12 protein-coding genes and 1 pseudogene are annotated in these 16,295 nt (G+C 55.9%); 4 read left to right on the top strand and 9 right to left on the bottom strand.

All coding sequences use genetic code 11. The features are described 5' to 3' along the window. Positions 1–106 precede the first annotated feature (106 nt). Positions 107–562, bottom strand: a complete 456-nt coding sequence (matP, locus tag GTU79_RS08685; protein ID WP_132922605.1) for a macrodomain Ter protein MatP — start codon at positions 560–562, stop codon at positions 107–109. A gap of 208 nt (positions 563–770) precedes the next feature. Here matP and GTU79_RS08680 point away from each other — a divergent pair, with 208 nt between their 5' ends. Both GTU79_RS08680 and fabA read left to right on the top strand, forming a co-directional pair. Beyond that, positions 771–2,522 carry an AAA family ATPase gene (locus tag GTU79_RS08680; RefSeq protein WP_203522189.1) on the top strand — a complete coding sequence of 584 codons (1,752 nt, stop codon included), beginning with the start codon at positions 771–773 and terminating at the stop codon, positions 2,520–2,522. Between the two features lie 66 nt (positions 2,523–2,588). Beyond that, complete coding sequence (gene fabA / locus GTU79_RS08675; RefSeq protein WP_132922607.1) at positions 2,589–3,107, top strand: bifunctional 3-hydroxydecanoyl-ACP dehydratase/trans-2-decenoyl-ACP isomerase; 519 nt, start codon at positions 2,589–2,591, stop codon at positions 3,105–3,107. Positions 3,108–3,166: 59 nt separating this feature from the next. On the opposite strand, the gene rmf is transcribed toward fabA, so the two are convergent. The 6 genes and pseudogenes from rmf to rlmKL all read right to left on the bottom strand — a co-directional run bounded on the left by rmf (position 3,167) and on the right by rlmKL (position 11,155). Beyond that, positions 3,167–3,334 carry a ribosome modulation factor gene (gene rmf, locus GTU79_RS08670; protein WP_132922608.1) on the bottom strand — a complete coding sequence of 56 codons (168 nt, stop codon included), beginning with the start codon at positions 3,332–3,334 and terminating at the stop codon, positions 3,167–3,169. Positions 3,335–3,611: 277 nt separating this feature from the next. After that, entirely contained in the window at positions 3,612–4,178 is a 567-nt protein-coding gene (gene pqiC, locus GTU79_RS08665; protein ID WP_203522190.1) for a membrane integrity-associated transporter subunit PqiC, read from the bottom strand. Beyond that, positions 4,175–5,818, bottom strand: a complete 1,644-nt coding sequence (gene pqiB, locus GTU79_RS08660; RefSeq protein WP_203522191.1) for an intermembrane transport protein PqiB — start codon at positions 5,816–5,818, stop codon at positions 4,175–4,177. The genes pqiC and pqiB overlap by 4 nt, the downstream gene beginning before the upstream one ends. Then, positions 5,811–7,067, bottom strand: a pseudogene (gene pqiA / locus GTU79_RS08655) (membrane integrity-associated transporter subunit PqiA). The gene pqiB and the pseudogene pqiA overlap by 8 nt, the downstream one beginning before the upstream one ends. A 48-nt stretch (positions 7,068–7,115) precedes the next feature. After that, a complete protein-coding gene (locus GTU79_RS08650; RefSeq protein WP_203522193.1) occupies positions 7,116–9,029 on the bottom strand; it encodes an ABC transporter ATP-binding protein in 1,914 nt (637 codons plus the stop codon). A gap of 5 nt (positions 9,030–9,034) precedes the next feature. After that, positions 9,035–11,155: a bifunctional 23S rRNA (guanine(2069)-N(7))-methyltransferase RlmK/23S rRNA (guanine(2445)-N(2))-methyltransferase RlmL gene (rlmKL, locus tag GTU79_RS08645; RefSeq protein ID WP_203523119.1), complete on the bottom strand. Its 2,121-nt coding sequence runs from the start codon at positions 11,153–11,155 to the stop codon at positions 9,035–9,037. Positions 11,156–11,258: 103 nt separating this feature from the next. Here rlmKL and GTU79_RS08640 point away from each other — a divergent pair, with 103 nt between their 5' ends. Continuing rightward, entirely contained in the window at positions 11,259–12,365 is a 1,107-nt protein-coding gene (locus tag GTU79_RS08640; protein WP_203522194.1) for a YcbX family protein, read from the top strand. 20 nt (positions 12,366–12,385) lie between these two features. On the opposite strand, the gene GTU79_RS08635 is transcribed toward GTU79_RS08640, so the two are convergent. Next, entirely contained in the window at positions 12,386–12,934 is a 549-nt protein-coding gene (locus GTU79_RS08635; RefSeq protein WP_132922614.1) for a cell division protein ZapC, read from the bottom strand. A gap of 156 nt (positions 12,935–13,090) precedes the next feature. Then, positions 13,091–14,101 carry a quinone-dependent dihydroorotate dehydrogenase gene (pyrD, locus tag GTU79_RS08630; protein WP_203522195.1) on the bottom strand — a complete coding sequence of 337 codons (1,011 nt, stop codon included), beginning with the start codon at positions 14,099–14,101 and terminating at the stop codon, positions 13,091–13,093. Between the two features lie 455 nt (positions 14,102–14,556). On the opposite strand from pyrD, the gene GTU79_RS08625 reads away from it, so the two are divergent. Further along, on the top strand, positions 14,557–16,293 hold the full coding sequence (locus GTU79_RS08625; protein ID WP_203522196.1) for a nitrilase-related carbon-nitrogen hydrolase: 1,737 nt from the start codon (positions 14,557–14,559) through the stop codon (positions 16,291–16,293). Positions 16,294–16,295: the final 2 nt, after the last annotated feature.

Genomic DNA, 16,295 nt, shown 5'->3' with positions numbered 1-16,295 from the left:
GAAATTGCAAAAACCCCGCCATGGCGGGGTTTTTTTTATACTGTAATTGCCTGCCGATACCGTTTCGCCGCCCTGCTCAAAGGCATCGGACTTGAACCGCGGCGGCTTAGCGATCCTCGCCGAGGATAGCTTTCAAATCCTGTTTCAAAGAGGACATCTGGGTTGCGTATTTTTCTTTACGCTCGGCGTCTTCCAGCAGGTTTACTATGGTCTCCGACAGGGTATTGCCCCGCCGCTGCGCCAAAGCAGCCAGACGCTGCCAAACCAGATATTCAAGGTCAATGGATTTCTTGCGGGTATGCTGGTGTTCAGCGTTGAAGTGCCGCTTGCGGCGTGCCCGGATGGTTTGTTTCATCCGGTTTTCAAGAGCCGGATTCATATTCTCACGGATCCAGAGAAGAATATTGTCGGCTTGATGCTCGAAAAGCATAAGCGCTTCCACCGCTTCCTCCGCGGCGCTGTTTTCTTCATGCCGCGTAATGCGCTCGCCTTCACGGTGTTTTTTAACAAGATACGTCCACTTCCACCCGCTTTCCAGATTTTCGAGTTGCTGATATTTCATGGTACATGCACCCGTGACCGTGTAACGTTAGCTAGATAATAACAGTTTCCCCGCCTAATTCCCCTACGAACGTCATATTTTGACTGATTTTCAGACAAGTTAAACCCGGAAGCCTTAGAATATTCGTTCATTGAAAGATGCATGAAGCTCGTAGAGTGAAATTCTTGTATAATCACCGTTTCCCTGAATAGCGACGTTACCGAATACTTTGACCATTAAACAATTAGAATGGAAATATTTAGTTCCAGATCTTACGCCTTTTACGGCGGTATTTGCCCAGCCCTACCAGCCCTTGTCTGCACCCCTGGAATCGTTGCAGATGCGTTTGATGGACGGCCTTATTCAGTTCTGCCACCCTATGACGCCCAGCCGTTTTATGTTGCTGACCGCGCAGGAGGACGAGGAGTATTTGCGGCTCATTTCCCGCATGGTGGACAATGCCCTGCCCGAGGATAAGCCTCTGGCGGGCAGTCGTTATATCATCGCGGGCAATGAAATAAAAATTCAGGCCGCCGTTGAGCCAGGGGATAATTTTGCCGGCCGCGGCAAATGTATTTACCAGCCCTGGATTGAGAACGAGCAGCTGTTCGGCTGTGTCAGGAATTACCGCGACGTCATCGATTTGCAACCGGGTAAAATACACGAAGCCAATGGCGGAGTGCTGATGCTGGGCGCCAGCGCCCTGGTGAGCCAGCCGCTGATGTGGCTGCGTCTTAAACAGATGATTTTGCAGCAGCGTTTTGACTGGCTGGCGCTGGATGAAACCCGCCCGCTACCGGTTTCGATCCCGTCGATGCCGCTGGACCTGCGGTTGATAGTCATCGGCGATCGTGAATCGCTGGCGGATTTGAACGATCTGGAACCCGGTTTGACCAAGCTGGCGCTGTATGGCGAGTTCGAGTCGGAGCTGAAGGTCACCCAAACGGAAGACATGCAAAACTGGTGCGATTATGTAAACAGTTTATTGCAAGCACAATCGATGCCGCCCCTGGCCGCGGAAGCCTGGCCGGAGTTGATCCGGCAGGCGGTTCGCTATAGCGGCGATCAGTATCAGCTGCCTTTGTGCCCTCAATGGCTAACCCGGCGCATCAGGGAGGCGGCCCAGTACGCCGAGCAGGGTGTCATTAATGCCCAGGCGCTGTCCGACAGCAATCGTACCCGTATCTGGCGTGAAAGCTACCTGACAGAGCGCATGCAGGATGAGATTGCCGAAGGGCAGATCATGGTGGAAACCGACGGCGCGATGATAGGCCAGGTGAATGCATTGTCGGTCATGGATTTCCCCGGTCACCCCTTGCCGTTCGGTGAGCCGTCGCGTATCAGCTGCGTGGTGCATTTGGGCGACGGGGAAGTTAACGATGTGGAACGTAAAGCTGAACTGGGCGGAAATCTTCATGCTAAGGGCATGATGATCATGCAGGCATTTCTCATGGCGTCGCTGGAGCTGGATCAACAGCTACCCTTCTCCGCGTCGCTGGTGTTTGAGCAGTCCTATGGTGAAGTGGATGGCGACAGCGCTTCGCTGGCGGAACTCAGCGCGTTGATAAGCGCCCTGTCCGGCAAGCCTATCGTGCAGCGGATCGCGGTTACCGGGTCGGTGGATCAATTCGGCCGGGTGCAGCCCATCGGCGGCGTCAACGAAAAGGTCGAAGGCTTTTTCGCCCTGTGCCGGAACCGCGGGCTCGATGGAACCCAGGGCGTGATTATGCCTGCCGCCAATGTGCGCCATTTATGCCTGCATGAAGAGTTGGTCGACGCGGTACGGGATGAACAATTCCATATCTGGCCGGTGGAGACTATTGATGAGGCGTTGGAATTGCTGACCGGGATACCTTACGATCACGAGCAGAAACCCAATTTGATTGCTTCAATACGCGAGCGTATCGCTTATATCAATCAGCACGAACGCCTACGCTTACCCTGGGGATTCCGCTGGCTGAACTGGTTTAACCAGAGTTAGACGGGGTTGTGCCGGGTAAAACGGTGAGTTAACGTGCGTGATTCATTAATAAAGGTTTGATTAAACATGGTAGATAAACGCGAATCCTATACTAGAGAAGACCTGCTTGCCTCAAGTCGCGGAGAACTGTTCGGTAAAGAGGGCCCGCAGTTGCCCGCGCCGAATATGCTGATGATGGATCGGGTGGTTAAAATGACCGAAGACGGCGGTAGCCATAATAAGGGCTATGTGGAAGCCGAATTGGACATTCATCCGGATATGTGGTTTTTCGGTTGCCATTTTATCGGCGATCCGGTGATGCCGGGCTGCCTGGGATTAGATGCCATGTGGCAACTGGTGGGCTTCTATCTCGGCTGGCTTGGCGCAGAGGGCAAGGGCCGGGCGCTGGGTGTGGGTGAAGTGAAATTTACCGGACAAATCCTGCCTACGGCAAAAAAAGTGACCTATCGCATCCATTTCCGCCGCGTTGTAAACCGCCGTTTGGTGATGGGCTTGGCGGATGGCGAGGTGCTGTGCGACGGACATGTTATCTATACCGCCAGCGATCTGAAAGTCGGTCTGTTTAAAGACACCACGTCATTTTGATACCCCTGAAATTAAACCTCCGCTGAATGCGGAGGTCAATCCCTTTGCTGACAGATCGATCATACTGTTACCGATCTATCCTCCATGGCCTTTCGCCAACCTCCCAACCAGTGAGACCGTGCATCCAGAGATTGATATGGACATAACTCGCTGGATCGTCCGGATAATCCTGCCTGATAACCACGCGAATGTGCACGTTCGAGGCGATCTCGTTTTTGTCTCTTCATGCCATGTTTTCCTCATCTTGTCTGGTGGAAAGAAAATGGTAAGAAAACGGTAACCACTGGGTGGTGATTACACTTTATCTTTAACGATAAATCGGCTCGAGATCAATGCAACATTTCACATAAACGTCATGACAATTAGGCATAATGACGATATTTTTTGTCCGCCAAGCGAGGCGGCCGTCAGGGTAAGCCACTGATTACCCACTAAAGCACCGCCCTTTTCACCCCATTTCCACCGGGTGCGGCAACGGTGCCGGCGCTTTAGAACGATTCGTTATTACCGCACAGCGGATATTTGCTTTGCGATATTTTGACACACCTGTTGCCACCCTTGCCCCAGGGTCCTGACCAGGGCGTCATAGCCGTCCTGATCCTGTTTCAAGACCACATTGATGGGGAACCGGCTCACCGTGCCGTTATGGGTAAGCCGCCATTCGCCGCGGATAACCACCTTGCCGTCGTAACGGCCATGAAAGCCGGTGATATCCACTTCCAATTGATCCTGCTCACCGGAAATCTGACTGGCGGAGACCAGCGTGCCGGGTAAGGCATTGCTCAAATTGGCCACCATGGCTTGCTGCAACTGTTGCTGCAAGGGGCTGGCCCATAGATTATTGCCGGCGGTAACATACTGAACGTCGCTGGTTTGGTAGACCACGCCGTTGCCCGCCAGGAAATCCGACAGGTTGATCCGTGAAAGCCACAGATGGCCTGTAGCCGTGCGGGATGACGACTGGAGGGGCTGGGCATCCGCCGCTGCCGGCAACTGATAATAGCGTTTATCGCTGGCGCCGCTACAGGCCACCAGCAGCATCAGCGCCGCCAATAGAATACCTTTTCTCATTTTTTAGCCCTCTTAGGCGTTGGGTCGTTACCTTTATCGGCCCCGAAGACCAAGGCGTTGCTTTTATTGTCCAGCGTACGCAGCACCGGCTGCAGCTCACGCAGCACCTGATCCAGGCGCTGCATATTATCCACCATCTTGTTATAGGCCGGGGAACCGGGCTGGAAGCCCTTCATGCTGGTATTCAGCTCACGCAGCGTCTGCTGCATATCCTGCGGCAGCTGCTGCATCGCCGGGCTTTGGGTCAGGGTATTGACCGATTTCAACGTTTGCTGCAGTTCACGCAGGGTGGACTGGCTTTGCGCCAGGGTTTTGGTTGCCTCGTTTATCATGGGATTGAGGGGCAGGCCGTTGATTTTATCCAGGGTGGTCATCAGTTTTTGCTGAATTTGCGCTAATCCGGCGCTGGTGGTGGGTAAAACCGGATAGCCTTCAACTTCTTTAGGCCCTACCCAGGATTTCGACTGTGGATAAAAATCCAGATCCACGTAGAGCGAGCCGGTGAGCAGATTGGCGCTTTTGAGCGCGGCGCGCAAACCGCGCCCTTCCGCCTGCATCAGCCGGGCGTTGATATCAAAGCTCGCCCCCAGCTTGCTGGCGAACCGTTCCGGCTCGATGCGGATCATCACCGGCACCAGATAGTTGTCATTGATGGTCTGATTAACCGCGGTGGTGAAAAACGGCACTTGGGCTACGGTGCCCAAACGCAGGCCGCGGAATTCAACCGGCGCCCCCGGCTGCAGCCCGCGAATGGAATCGCTGAAGAACAGCACGTAGTCTTTATGTATGGTGTATAACGAATCCGCAATGGAGTTTTTGTTATCAAATAACTGGTACGCCTGATATTCGTGGGCTTTTTCGCCCAGCTCCCAGCCGGTGGGCACATCAAAACTGACGCCGCCGCTGAACAGCGTCGTCAGGGAGCCCATTTCCACCCGCATGCCCTGCGCCGACATATCAAACGTCACGCCGCTGTCTTTCCAGAAACGGACATTATTCGTCACCAGGCTGTCGTAGGGCGCATCGATAAACAGCTGATAGCGCATCTTGCGGCTTTGGGGATCAAAATAACTGGTTTGCACCGTGCCGACGCGAAAACCGCGGAACAGTACCGGATCGCCGGCATTTAGCTGTCCGGATTGCTGGCTGTCCAATTCCACCCGAATGCCTTTGGCATCCGGCGAGGCCAGCGGCGGAGCATCCAGCAGGGTGAAGGTTGTGGCATTCTCCGTGCCGTTGCCGGGCTGCAACTGGATATAGGCTCCTGATAACAACGTCCCCAGCCCCGAAACCCCTTCCCGCCCGATTTGGGGTTTAACCACCCAGAAAGCGGAGTCGCGGCGCAACAGCTTTTCCATGCCGTTGTTAATGCGCGCTTTGATTTCAACCTGCTGCAGATTATCGCTCAACACCACGCTCTCCACGATGCCCACGTCCACGCTGCGGCTTTTGATGGCGGTTTTGCCGGCTTCAATGCCTTCGGCGCTGGTGGTGACAAGCGTGATGACCTTACCTTGATGACTGAAATGGTAATAAAGGATCCAGGCACCGATAAGGATGGTCACAATGGGGATAATCCACACCGGCGACCATCGTTTGATTTTTTCGATATCGGCGACGTTATAATTATTTTCAGTCAACGGTAGACTCCTTTTGCATGTTTTTCTCCACACGGTCCCAAAGCAGACGCGGATCGAAGGTATGGGCGGCCACCATGGTAATCATCACCACCATGGCAAACAGCACGACCCCGATACCCGGCCTGATACTCATCAACTGGCCCATTCTCACCAGGCCCGACAGTACCGCAATTACAAAGACGTCAATCATTGACCAGCGTCCGACAAACTCAACCATTTCGTAAATCGTATGCATCCGCTCGCTATCGGCCTTGCCTTTTCCCTTGGTTTCCCAGCATAGCCAGCAAAGCGCAATCATTTTCAGTACCGGCACCATGATGCTGGCGATGAAAATCACCAGCGCCACCGGATAGGAACCGTCGTCCCACAGCAATATGACCCCGGCGATAATCGTGGAATTCAGCCGGCTGCCTAAGCCTTCGGTTATCATAATGGGCAGAATATTGGCGGGAATATAGAGCAGCAGCGAGGTTATCAGCAGCGCCATGGTCCACTGCAGGCTGTGGCGCCGGCGCGGACGGCCGCGGGTACGGCAGCGCGGGCAGACAGGCTGTCCGGCCGGAAGAATGAGCGTGCAGCAAGAACAGGCGCGGATATTCTGCGACAGGCCGCTGGTGCCGATTTTGAAGGCGGTGACCGGCGAATCCATCGGCATGATATTGTCCCATAACCATCGCCGGTCGATGCATTGAAATGCCCGCTGCTGCAGGATGCAGAATAAACAGAACGGCAAAAGCTGAGCCCGACGCCGATATCGCCATAGGCCATCAGCTTGACGAAGCTCACCAGTACCCCGCCAGGAAAATTTCCGCCATGCCCCAGGCGCGCAGCGCAAAAGCGTTTTCGCCAAAATGCCCGCGTCCTGAAAGACATATGGACCTGCAGGCATAATAAAATAATGCTTGCCATGCACAGGGCGGGGATAACCTGGACAAAAGCAGGAACAAAAAGCCAGGAAGGAGAAGTGATCCACCACCATGACCTGGGGAATGACCGGCAGGGAGATCTGGTTGCCGAGGCCTGAGACTTTCATGTTCACAAACGGAAACAGGTTAGCCAGTACCAGCATAATCAAGGCGCTGATGGCAAATACCACCGGTTGCAGCCGGGGATTGTCCCAGCGGCTCATCAGTGTATTTTTACAGCGCGGGCAAATGCCCTTCTGCCCATCCTTCAGGACGGGCAGCGTAGTCAATAAATCACAGTGCGGGCAAAGTACGTATCGCGTTTTATGAACGGCAGAACACATGCATACCCCTTGGATGGCTTGTTCGATTTCACTCCCGGCTCGCGGCGCTTACTCCTTGCTGTTTTTCAGCGCCTCGAGTTCTTCCCAACGGGCAAATGCCTGCTCCTGCGCCTGTTCAGCGGCGGCCACGGCGGCCAGTACCGCCTGGGTCGTTTCATGGGATTGGCTGAAAAAATCCGGACTGGCTATTTGTGCCTGCAAATCGCTCACTTCCTGTTCCAAACGCTCGATGTGCTGCGGCAACGCCTCAAGTTCGCGCTGCAGGTTGTAACTTAACCTGCTTACGCGTTTCGGCCCCTGGTTTTTCGGGGCCGAGGCCTGGGTTTTCCCCACCGCCGGCGCCGGAGCCGTGCGCAGCGCGCGCCGGTTGCGGCGCTGTTCCTGCGCGTCGAAATAGCCGCCGACATAGCTGCTTATCACGCCGTCGCCTTCGAAAATCCAGCACTCGGTGACCGAATTGTCCACAAACTGCCTGTCATGGCTCACCAGTAAAACGGTGCCCTGATAACCGTCAATCATTTCTTCCAGCAGTTCAAGCGTTTCCACATCCAGGTCATTGGTAGGTTCATCAAGAATCAGCAGATTGCTGGGGTTCAAAAAGAGTTTAGCCAGTAACAAGCGGTTACGCTCCCCCCCGGACAAGGCTTTTACCGGGGTCATCGCGCGTTTCGGATGAAAGAGGAAATCCTGCAGGTAGCCCAGCACGTGGCGGGAACGGCCGTTAACCATCACTTCCTGTTTACCTTCCGCCAGATTGTCCATGACCGTGCGTTCGGGATCCAGCTCGGCGCGATGCTGGTCGAAATAGGCCACTTCAAGCTTGGTGCCGCGCTGGATACGGCCGCTGTCAGCTTCCAGCTGGCCGAGCATCAGCTTGAGCAAGGTGGTTTTGCCGCAGCCGTTCGGACCGATCAGGGCAATCTTGTCCCCCCGCAATACCTGGGTGCTGAAATGACTGATCAGGACTTTATCCTGCAGCCGGTAGCTGACATCTTCCAGCTCGAAGATGATCTTGCCGGAGCGGTTGGCTTCTTCCACCTGCATCTTCGCGGTGCCCTGCACTTCCCGACGCTCGTTCCTCTCCTGACGCAGGGCCTTGAGCGCCCTGACGCGGCCTTCGTTGCGGGTACGGCGTGCCTTGATGCCCTGGCGGATCCAGACCTCTTCCTGCGCCAGTTTGCGGTCGAATTCAGCATTCTGCAGTTCCTGCACCCGCAGCTCTTCCTCTTTTCCCGCCAGATACTTATCGTAGTTGCCCGGCCATGACACCAGCTTGCCGCGGTCCAGATCGACAATGCGCGTCGCCATGCTGCGAATAAAGGAACGGTCATGGGAGATGAAGATAATGCTGCCGTTGAAACTTTTCAGAAAGGTTTCCAGCCAATCGATGGTTTCGATATCCAGATGGTTGGTGGGCTCATCCAGCAGCAGGATTTGCGGATCGCACACCAGGGCCCTGCCCAGCGCCGCTTTGCGCAGCCAGCCCCCGGAGAGCGCCGATAATTCGGTATCGGCGACCAGGCCCAGCTGTTCGAGCACCTCTGTGATGCGTTTGTCCAGATGCCACAGATTCTGATGATCCAGCATCTCTTGCAGCCGGCCCATCTCCATTAGATTTTTGTCGCTGGGATCCTGCTCCACCAGATGGGAAATGGTGTGATAGGCTTTGAGAATTTCCGCCTGTGCCTGCACCCCTTCGGCCACGAAATCATACACGGTGCCGGTGACATTGCGCGGCGGATCCTGTTGCAAGCGGGCAACCACCGTATCCTGTTCGAAAATAAGCTGTCCGTCGTCCAGCGGCACTTCGCGGCTGAGGATTTTCAGCAGGGTGGATTTGCCGGCGCCGTTGCGCCCCACCAGGCAGACACGTTCGTTGCGTTCGATATGAAGCTCGGTATTATCCAGCAGCGGTGCGTCGCTAAAGGACAACCAGGCGCCGGAAAGACTGATTAATGACATGGCGTTTATTGATCCCGATCGGCATGGCTTATCAGCCAGCAATTATGTATATGGCGATTCCGGGCAAAGTCCGGCGAACGCGTACGCTCGGTAATGGACTCCGCGGCCAGACCCAAAGCCTGTAAGCCCTCGGTATCCAATTGGAAACCGCGTTTGTTGTTGGAAAACATTATCGTACCGCCCGGCCTGAGCAATCTTTTCAGATCCTGCATCAGCAGCAGGTGGTCACGTTGCACGTCGAAGCTCTCCGACATGCGTTTTGAGTTGGAAAATGTCGGCGGATCGATAAAGATCACATCGAAGCTTTCCTGGGAAAGCTGCAGCCAGGAAAGACAATCCGCCTGGATCAGACGATGCTGCTTGCCCGTGAGGCCGTTGCCGCGCAGATTTTTCTCCGCCCACTCCAGATAGGTGCGGGACATATCCACCGAGGTGGTGCTGCGGGCGCCGCCGATACCGGCATGGACGCTGGCGGTGCCGGTGTAGGCGAACAGGTTGAGGAAATCCTTGCCGCGGCACATTTCGCCGAGCATTTTACGGGCGATGCGGTGGTCAAGAAAGACGCCGGTATCCAGATAGTCGGTAAGGTTCACCCACAGCCTGGCGTCATATTCATCCACCAGCAGGAACTCGCCTTTTTGCGCCAGCTTCTCATACTGGTTTTTGCCTTTTTGCCGTTCGCGGGCTTTCACCACGAGCTGGCTCGCGGGAATCCCGGTTACCGCAAGGGTAGCGGAGATGGCGTCGTACAACCGCGCCCGCGCGCGCTCCGGGTCGATGGTTTTCGGCGCCACGTACTCCTGAATCACCACCCAGGAACTGTAGCGGTCGATAGCCACGTTGTATTCCGGCAGATCGGCGTCGTACAGCCGATAGCAATCCAGATGCTCGCGGGCGGCCCATTTTTCCAGGCTGCGGATATTTTTACGCAGCCGGTTGGCAAAATCCTCCGCGATACCGCGGGAAGCCATGACGCTTGGGACTTCAGCCAGCAGGTAGTTTTTCTGCTCGCACTCCAGCGGCCCGTTCCTGGCTTTAAACGTCCGCTCGGCGCGTAACTGCAGCGCGCTGAGCAAGGCCGGCGAGGCGCTGAACAGCGAGAGGCGCCAGCCGCCGAAGTGGCTTTTCGCCGCCCGGCCAAGCTGGTTGTACAGGGCAATAAGCGCCGGCTCACTCTCCAGCCGCTCGCCATAGGGCGGATTGCTCACCAGGGTACCCACCGGACCTTCCGGCAGCGGGTTCACCAAATTGGCGACGTCGTTGACCGAAAACGAAATCAGCCCGGCGATACCGGCATGGCGGGCATTGGCGCGGGCCTTCTCAAGCACCCGGCCATCATTGTCCGATCCGAAAAATAACGGGACCGCCTGTGCCAGGCCGAGACGCGCGCGTTCCCGAGCCTCCTCCAGTACCGTCCGCCAGAGGATTTCATCGTGGCCGAGCCAGGCGTCGAACCCCCACTGCCGGCGCAGCAGCCCCGGCGCGTGATCGGCCGCCATCAGGGCCGCCTCAATCAGCAACGTACCGGAACCACACATGGGATCCACCAGCGGCGTACCGATTTGCCAGCCCGAACGCAGGACGATGGCGGTGGCCAAATTCTCTTTCAGCGGCGCCTGCCCGGCGCTGTCGCGATAACCGCGCTGATGCAGTCCCCCCCCGCTGAGCTCCAGCGATACGACGGCGCGATCCCGATGCAGGTAAACCTGTACCCGGATATCAGGCTGCTGTTTGGCCACATCCGGCCGGCGCTGCACCGCGTCGGTGAATTGATCGACGATGGCGTCTTTGACTTTCAACGTGCCGTACTGGCTGTTGCGGATAGCGTCGTTGGTGCCGCTGAAATGCACCGCAAAGCTTTTCTCCACCGGAAAAATCGCCGGCCAGTCAATTTCTTGTACCCCCCTATAGAGGTCGCTGTCGCTTTTCACTTCAAATTCATTAAGCGGCAATAGAATGCGCGAAGCCAGACGGCTCCAAAGAAGGCTCCGATAAAGCAGCCGGTGGTCTGCGCGAAAATGCACGCCCCCGAGGGCGATTTTGCATTCCAGGGCACCCAGTGCTTCCAGCTCGCTTTTTAACAGTTCTTCCAAACCTTGTGCCGTACTGGCAAAGAGTGCATTCATCATGTCGCTTATCATCTGAAAAGAAATTCGTTGCGCATTATAGCTAATCCCGACCCGTTGTCATAAAGTTGGCCCAACTGAGTCGTCCGGCAGGGAGGCAAAAATGGTAAGTTTATCGCGATTATATATTCATCCGGTTAAATCTATGCGTGGTTTACAACTCTCTTACGCATTGGCCCGCGCTGAAGGACTGGCGGGGGACCGGACGTTCATGCTGACCGAAACCGACGGCACCTTTATTACCGCCCGGCAATATCCGCAAATGGTCCTGTTCACACCGGTGATAGTACAAAACGGGTTGCATATTAGCGCACCGGACGGGCAAAGCGCCATGGCCTGCTATCAGGATTTTACCGCCGACGCGCATCCAACGGAGGTCTGGGGCAATCATTTTACCGCCTATATCGCCCCCGAGGCCATCAATAACTGGCTAAGCGGCTATATAGGCCACCCGGTACAGCTACGCTGGACCGGCGCCCAAAGCCATCGCCGGGTGAAAGCCCATCCCCGCGTTCCGCTGTCGTTTGCCGACGGTTATCCTTACCTCTTGATAAACGAAGCCTCTTTCGGTGATTTACAGCGGCGCTGTCCCGCCGGCATCAAACTTACGCAATTCCGGCCGAACCTGGTGGTGGCCGGAGCCGAGCCCTATGCCGAAGACCGGTGGCGCACCCTCAGGATCGGCGAAGTGCCGTTTGAGGTGGTAAAACCCTGCGGACGCTGTGTATTGACTACCGTCAGCGTCGAACAGGGCCGCAGGCATCCTGCCGCCGAACCGCTGCGCACGTTAAAAAACTACCGGACCGCCGAGAACGGCGATGTGGACTTCGGCCAGAATCTGTTGGCACGCGGCAGCGGTATTATCCGGGTGGGCGCCGAGGTGGAGATACTCACCGAACAGACGCCCCGCCGTTACGGGGGCAGCCCGGCGGCGGAAGAAACCGGCGCGGCGCCGGCGGGTGATGAATACAGCGTGACCATTGACTATCGGGGCCAAACCTTCACCGGCAACAATCGGCAGGTTTTACTGGAGCAATTGGAACAGCAGAACATACGCATACCCTATTCCTGCCGGGCCGGTTTGTGCGGCACATGCAAGGTCCGGCTGTTGGCGGGAGAGGTCACCCCTTTGACCGCCAGCGCGATCGGCGAACCGGGCAAGATACTGACCTGCAGCTGCATGCCCAAAACCGATCTCCGCTTGGGGTAGAGCCCTTTGGCGCAGGCGGATTAAACCGCCGCGGCATAGCGGATTTCATCCTGCTGGGGATAAGGCATCAGCCGGTCATGCATGATCTTGATGACATCGCCCAATACCATCTGCCGCGACGCAACGCTCAGCTGCTGCTGCGCCAGTACGCACAAACTGGCGTTATCCCCGGCTTCCGCCACCAGCATACGGGCGTATTCGCCGTTTTCCTGCAGGCGCACCAGGACATCATCACCGGTGACCGGCTGCCAGTCCGACGACGTTGGCTGCGGCAGGAAATGCCAACTCTTGGGCATGACGGGCTTAAGGAAGCGTAGCGCCGTCAGCGCGTTGAGAATCAATTCGGCGCGCTGCTCTTCTTTTAACGGCAGCCCGCGGCACTTTTCGGCGAAGGTATAATACAAGGCGGCGTCATCCACGCAAAAAACCGACTCGCTGAAAGCATCGGGAATCAGCATTTTAGCGCAGAAGCGAGAACGGAATAACATACCGTCGGCGAGATCCAGCATCATCCGATCGTGTTCGGCATCGAAGAACCAACGCCAATTATCGCCGGGTGTGAATTTCATATTTAATCCTTTCACGTCGCAATCGCTTAAGCAATATCTGGTCTTCCTTTGGGGCCTGGAAATAAAATCCACCAAACCATGAACAGCAACCAGATAAAAGATAAACGAGCCTAAGGGATAAATAAACCCCAAAGGCCATTAAATTACAAAAAAGTGTCAAATATGAGTAAGAATATCTTTAATCAGCTGCGGACCGTGAAAAATGAACCCGGAATATATTTGAATCAGCGATGCGCCCGCGGCTATTTTTTCCCGCGCCGCCACCAAAGAGTCAATGCCGCCCACGCCAATGATGGGTAATTTGCCGTTTAATTCCAGGGACAGACGCCGTATCACCTCCGTGCTGCGTGATTGCAGCGGGCGACCGCTCAAGCCGCCGGTTTGATTGCAATGTTCCAAACCCTGGACCAACTCCCGTCCGGTGGTGGTATTGGTGGCGATCACACCGTCGATATTATGGCGCACCAGGCTATCGGCCACTTGGGACAGCTCCTCATCCGTCAGGTCTGGGGCTATTTTCACCGCAACGGGGACATATTTATGGTGATACTGGTTCAATTCGGCCTGTTTATTTTTTATGGCCAGCAATAGTGAGTCCAGCGCCTCGCCGAATTGTAACGTCCGCAACCCGGGAGTGTTGGGTGAAGAAATATTTATCGCGATATATCCCGCGTAGGGATATATTCTTTCCATGCAATAGAGATAATCATCCTTGCCCTGCTCTACCGGCGTGGCTTTATTTTTGCCGATATTAATGCCCAATACGCCGTCATAATGAGATTTTTTAACGTTTTCAACCAGATAGTCAACACCCTTATTGTTAAACCCCATCCGATTAATCAACCCCTCGGCCGCCACCAGACGAAACAGACGCGGTTTATCATTACCGGGCTGCGGACGCGGCGTCACCGTGCCGACTTCTATAAACCCAAAGCCCATGGCGCCTAGGGCATCGATGCACTCACCGTCTTTGTCCAGTCCGGCGGCCAGCCCCAGCGGGTTCTTGAAAGTTATGCCCATGCAGCTGACCGTTTTGACGGGTACCGACTGGCGAACCAGCCCCATAAAGGGTGTGCCGGTAATTCGGCGCAGCTGCTGAAAGGTGAATTCATGGGCGCGTTCCGGATCGAGCTGAAATAACGCCTGTTTAACGAGGGGATAAAACATAGGGTCTCCTGATATCCCGGTTGCAACCGGGACGGTATTATCGGGCATCCCCTGCGGAAAAGAAATTGAACGGAGTAAAAAAAAGCAATTTACCCATACTTGGCTGTATTACGGCGGCGTCCTTCGCCTTTTTTTGGTGCGGACAGGCCCATTTTTGCACTGCAAAAGCGCTTTCAGGGCGCCATACCGGTCCATTGACAAAATAGACATATGACATTTTATTGATTTATATCAATAATTTTTTTTGGCATAGTTCCTGCTTAACTCATTATCAACGGCAGCCGTTAAGCGGACGGCGTGCTTTTCATGCAAAAAACAGAACCGGCAAAGATGCCCCACTAGCTCTCTGAGTTAGCGGGGCTTTTTTTTATCCTGACGGAATTGAACGCATTGCCGGGGCCATTGGACGCTGACATCACGCGCCGAGTATTTTTAGATAATCCTGGAGTTTTACTATGAGCACTGAACCAATCCCCGTCGCGGCCATTCAATTTGAGCCAAGGTTATTCCATAAAGAAGAGAATATCCGCCGCCTGCTGGACCTGGCGGAACAGGCCGCACGACAGGGCGCGCGTCTGGTGGTAATGCCGGAAATGGGCACCACCGGCTATTGCTGGCAGGATCGCGAAGAAGTGGCGCCCTATGTTGAACCCGTTCCCGGCGCCACTACCGGCCTTTTTGCCGAACTGGCCCGGCGCTACGATTGTTATCTGGTGATCGGATTACCGGAAGAGGACCCCGTTAACGGGCTTTATTACAATACAGCGGTACTTATCGGTCCTGAAGGGGTCATCGGCAAACATCGAAAAACTCACCCTTATATTTCCGAACCTAAGTGGGCCGCCAACGGCGATCTGGGTCATTCGGTATTCAGTACGCCGATCGGAAATATTGCGCTGCTGATCTGCATGGATATCCATTTTATTGAAACCGCCCGTTTGGCGGGAATCCACGGCGCAGATGTCATCTGCCATATCAGCAATTGGCTGGCCGAGCGTACCCCCGCACCTTACTGGATTAACCGAGCCTATGAGAACGGCTGTTATCTCATCGAGAGCAACCGCTGGGGCCTGGAACGGGGTGTGCAATTCAGCGGCGGCAGCTGCATCATCGAGCCGGACGGTCATATACAGGCTTGGCGCGACTGCGGCGACGGCCTGGTCAGCGGCACCATCAGGCGCGCATCCCGTCCGGGCGCGTTGATCCGGCAGCGCCGGCCGGCGCTGTACAAAGAGCTGATGAACAACAGCTATGCCTGGAACCCGCTGGACTTTTTCCGACTGTACGGCATGCGCCCCCTGCCGGCCGGTAAATGCTCGCGTATTGCCGTCGGTCAATTCGCGCCTGGCGATGACGTGGCCGGCAATCTGGCCGTTATCACCCGTCTGGCCGACCGCGCCAGCCGGCAAGGGGCAGAACTGCTGGTACTGCCCGAGCTGGCGCTGAGCGGTGAATATCGAGGCCCGCAGTCTGCCCTGACGCTGGACGGCGAAGCGGTGCTCGCGCTAATGCGTCTGGCGGTTAGCCACCGTTTAACCCTGGTAGCCGGGCTGGTGGAGGCCTCGCAAGGAGGGGCGTTTTACAACACCGCGCTGGCCGTCGGTCCGCAGGGCGTCATCGGCAGCTATCGCAAGATCCATTTAACCGCCAAAGACGCCGCCTGGGCCGCCGCGGGCAACGAGTGGGTTGCGATAGACCTGCCCTGCGGCCGGGTCGGACTGCTGTTGGGGCACGATCTTAATTTCCCTGAGGCCGGCCGCATACTGGCCCTGCGCGGCTGCGATATCATCGCCTGCCCCGCAGCGCTGAACGCCCCGGCAGCCGGAGCGCATACCGGCACCCGTATCCCGCATAACTACCCCATCGCCACCGGCGCCAGTCCCTATCATTGGCTACTGCCCAGGGTCCGGGCCGGGGAAAATAATGTGTATCTGGCGTTCGCCAACGCCCAGGATAGCAGCGAGTCGCTGCCGGTGCTGCCCAGCGGTATCTTCGGACCGGACACCTTCCTCTGGCCGCGGCGCGAATCCCTGGTGGTGGGAGCCGGCGACGTGGTCACTGAAGATGTGGACACCCGTAATCTCGACAGTACTTATCCCACCAATGTCGTAAGGCGCAAGGACCTGGTGGCCATGCGCCAAACGCATTTTTATCCGGATTTAATCCGTTGCCAGCCCGGTGAAACCGCATAATA

This window comes from Sodalis ligni (assembly GCF_016865525.2).
GTDB lineage: Bacteria > Pseudomonadota > Gammaproteobacteria > Enterobacterales > Enterobacteriaceae > Acerihabitans > Acerihabitans ligni.
Note: the sequence above shows the minus strand (reverse complement) of the source record. Positions and strands in the feature narration are given on the sequence as shown.

Coding starts and splice junctions, on each gene's coding strand:
- matP (WP_132922605.1), bottom strand. CDS start 562: ATGAAATATCAGCAACTCGAAAATCTGGAAAGCGGGTGGAAGTGGACG.
- fabA (WP_132922607.1), top strand. CDS start 2,589: ATGGTAGATAAACGCGAATCCTATACTAGAGAAGACCTGCTTGCCTCA.
- rmf (WP_132922608.1), bottom strand. CDS start 3,334: ATGAAGAGACAAAAACGAGATCGCCTCGAACGTGCACATTCGCGTGGT.
- pqiC (WP_203522190.1), bottom strand. CDS start 4,178: ATGAGAAAAGGTATTCTATTGGCGGCGCTGATGCTGCTGGTGGCCTGT.
- GTU79_RS08650 (WP_203522193.1), bottom strand. CDS start 9,029: ATGTCATTAATCAGTCTTTCCGGCGCCTGGTTGTCCTTTAGCGACGCA.
- rlmKL (WP_203523119.1), bottom strand. CDS start 11,155: ATGAATGCACTCTTTGCCAGTACGGCACAAGGTTTGGAAGAACTGTTA.
- GTU79_RS08640 (WP_203522194.1), top strand. CDS start 11,259: ATGGTAAGTTTATCGCGATTATATATTCATCCGGTTAAATCTATGCGT.
- GTU79_RS08635 (WP_132922614.1), bottom strand. CDS start 12,934: ATGAAATTCACACCCGGCGATAATTGGCGTTGGTTCTTCGATGCCGAA.
- pyrD (WP_203522195.1), bottom strand. CDS start 14,101: ATGTTTTATCCCCTCGTTAAACAGGCGTTATTTCAGCTCGATCCGGAA.
- GTU79_RS08625 (WP_203522196.1), top strand. CDS start 14,557: ATGAGCACTGAACCAATCCCCGTCGCGGCCATTCAATTTGAGCCAAGG.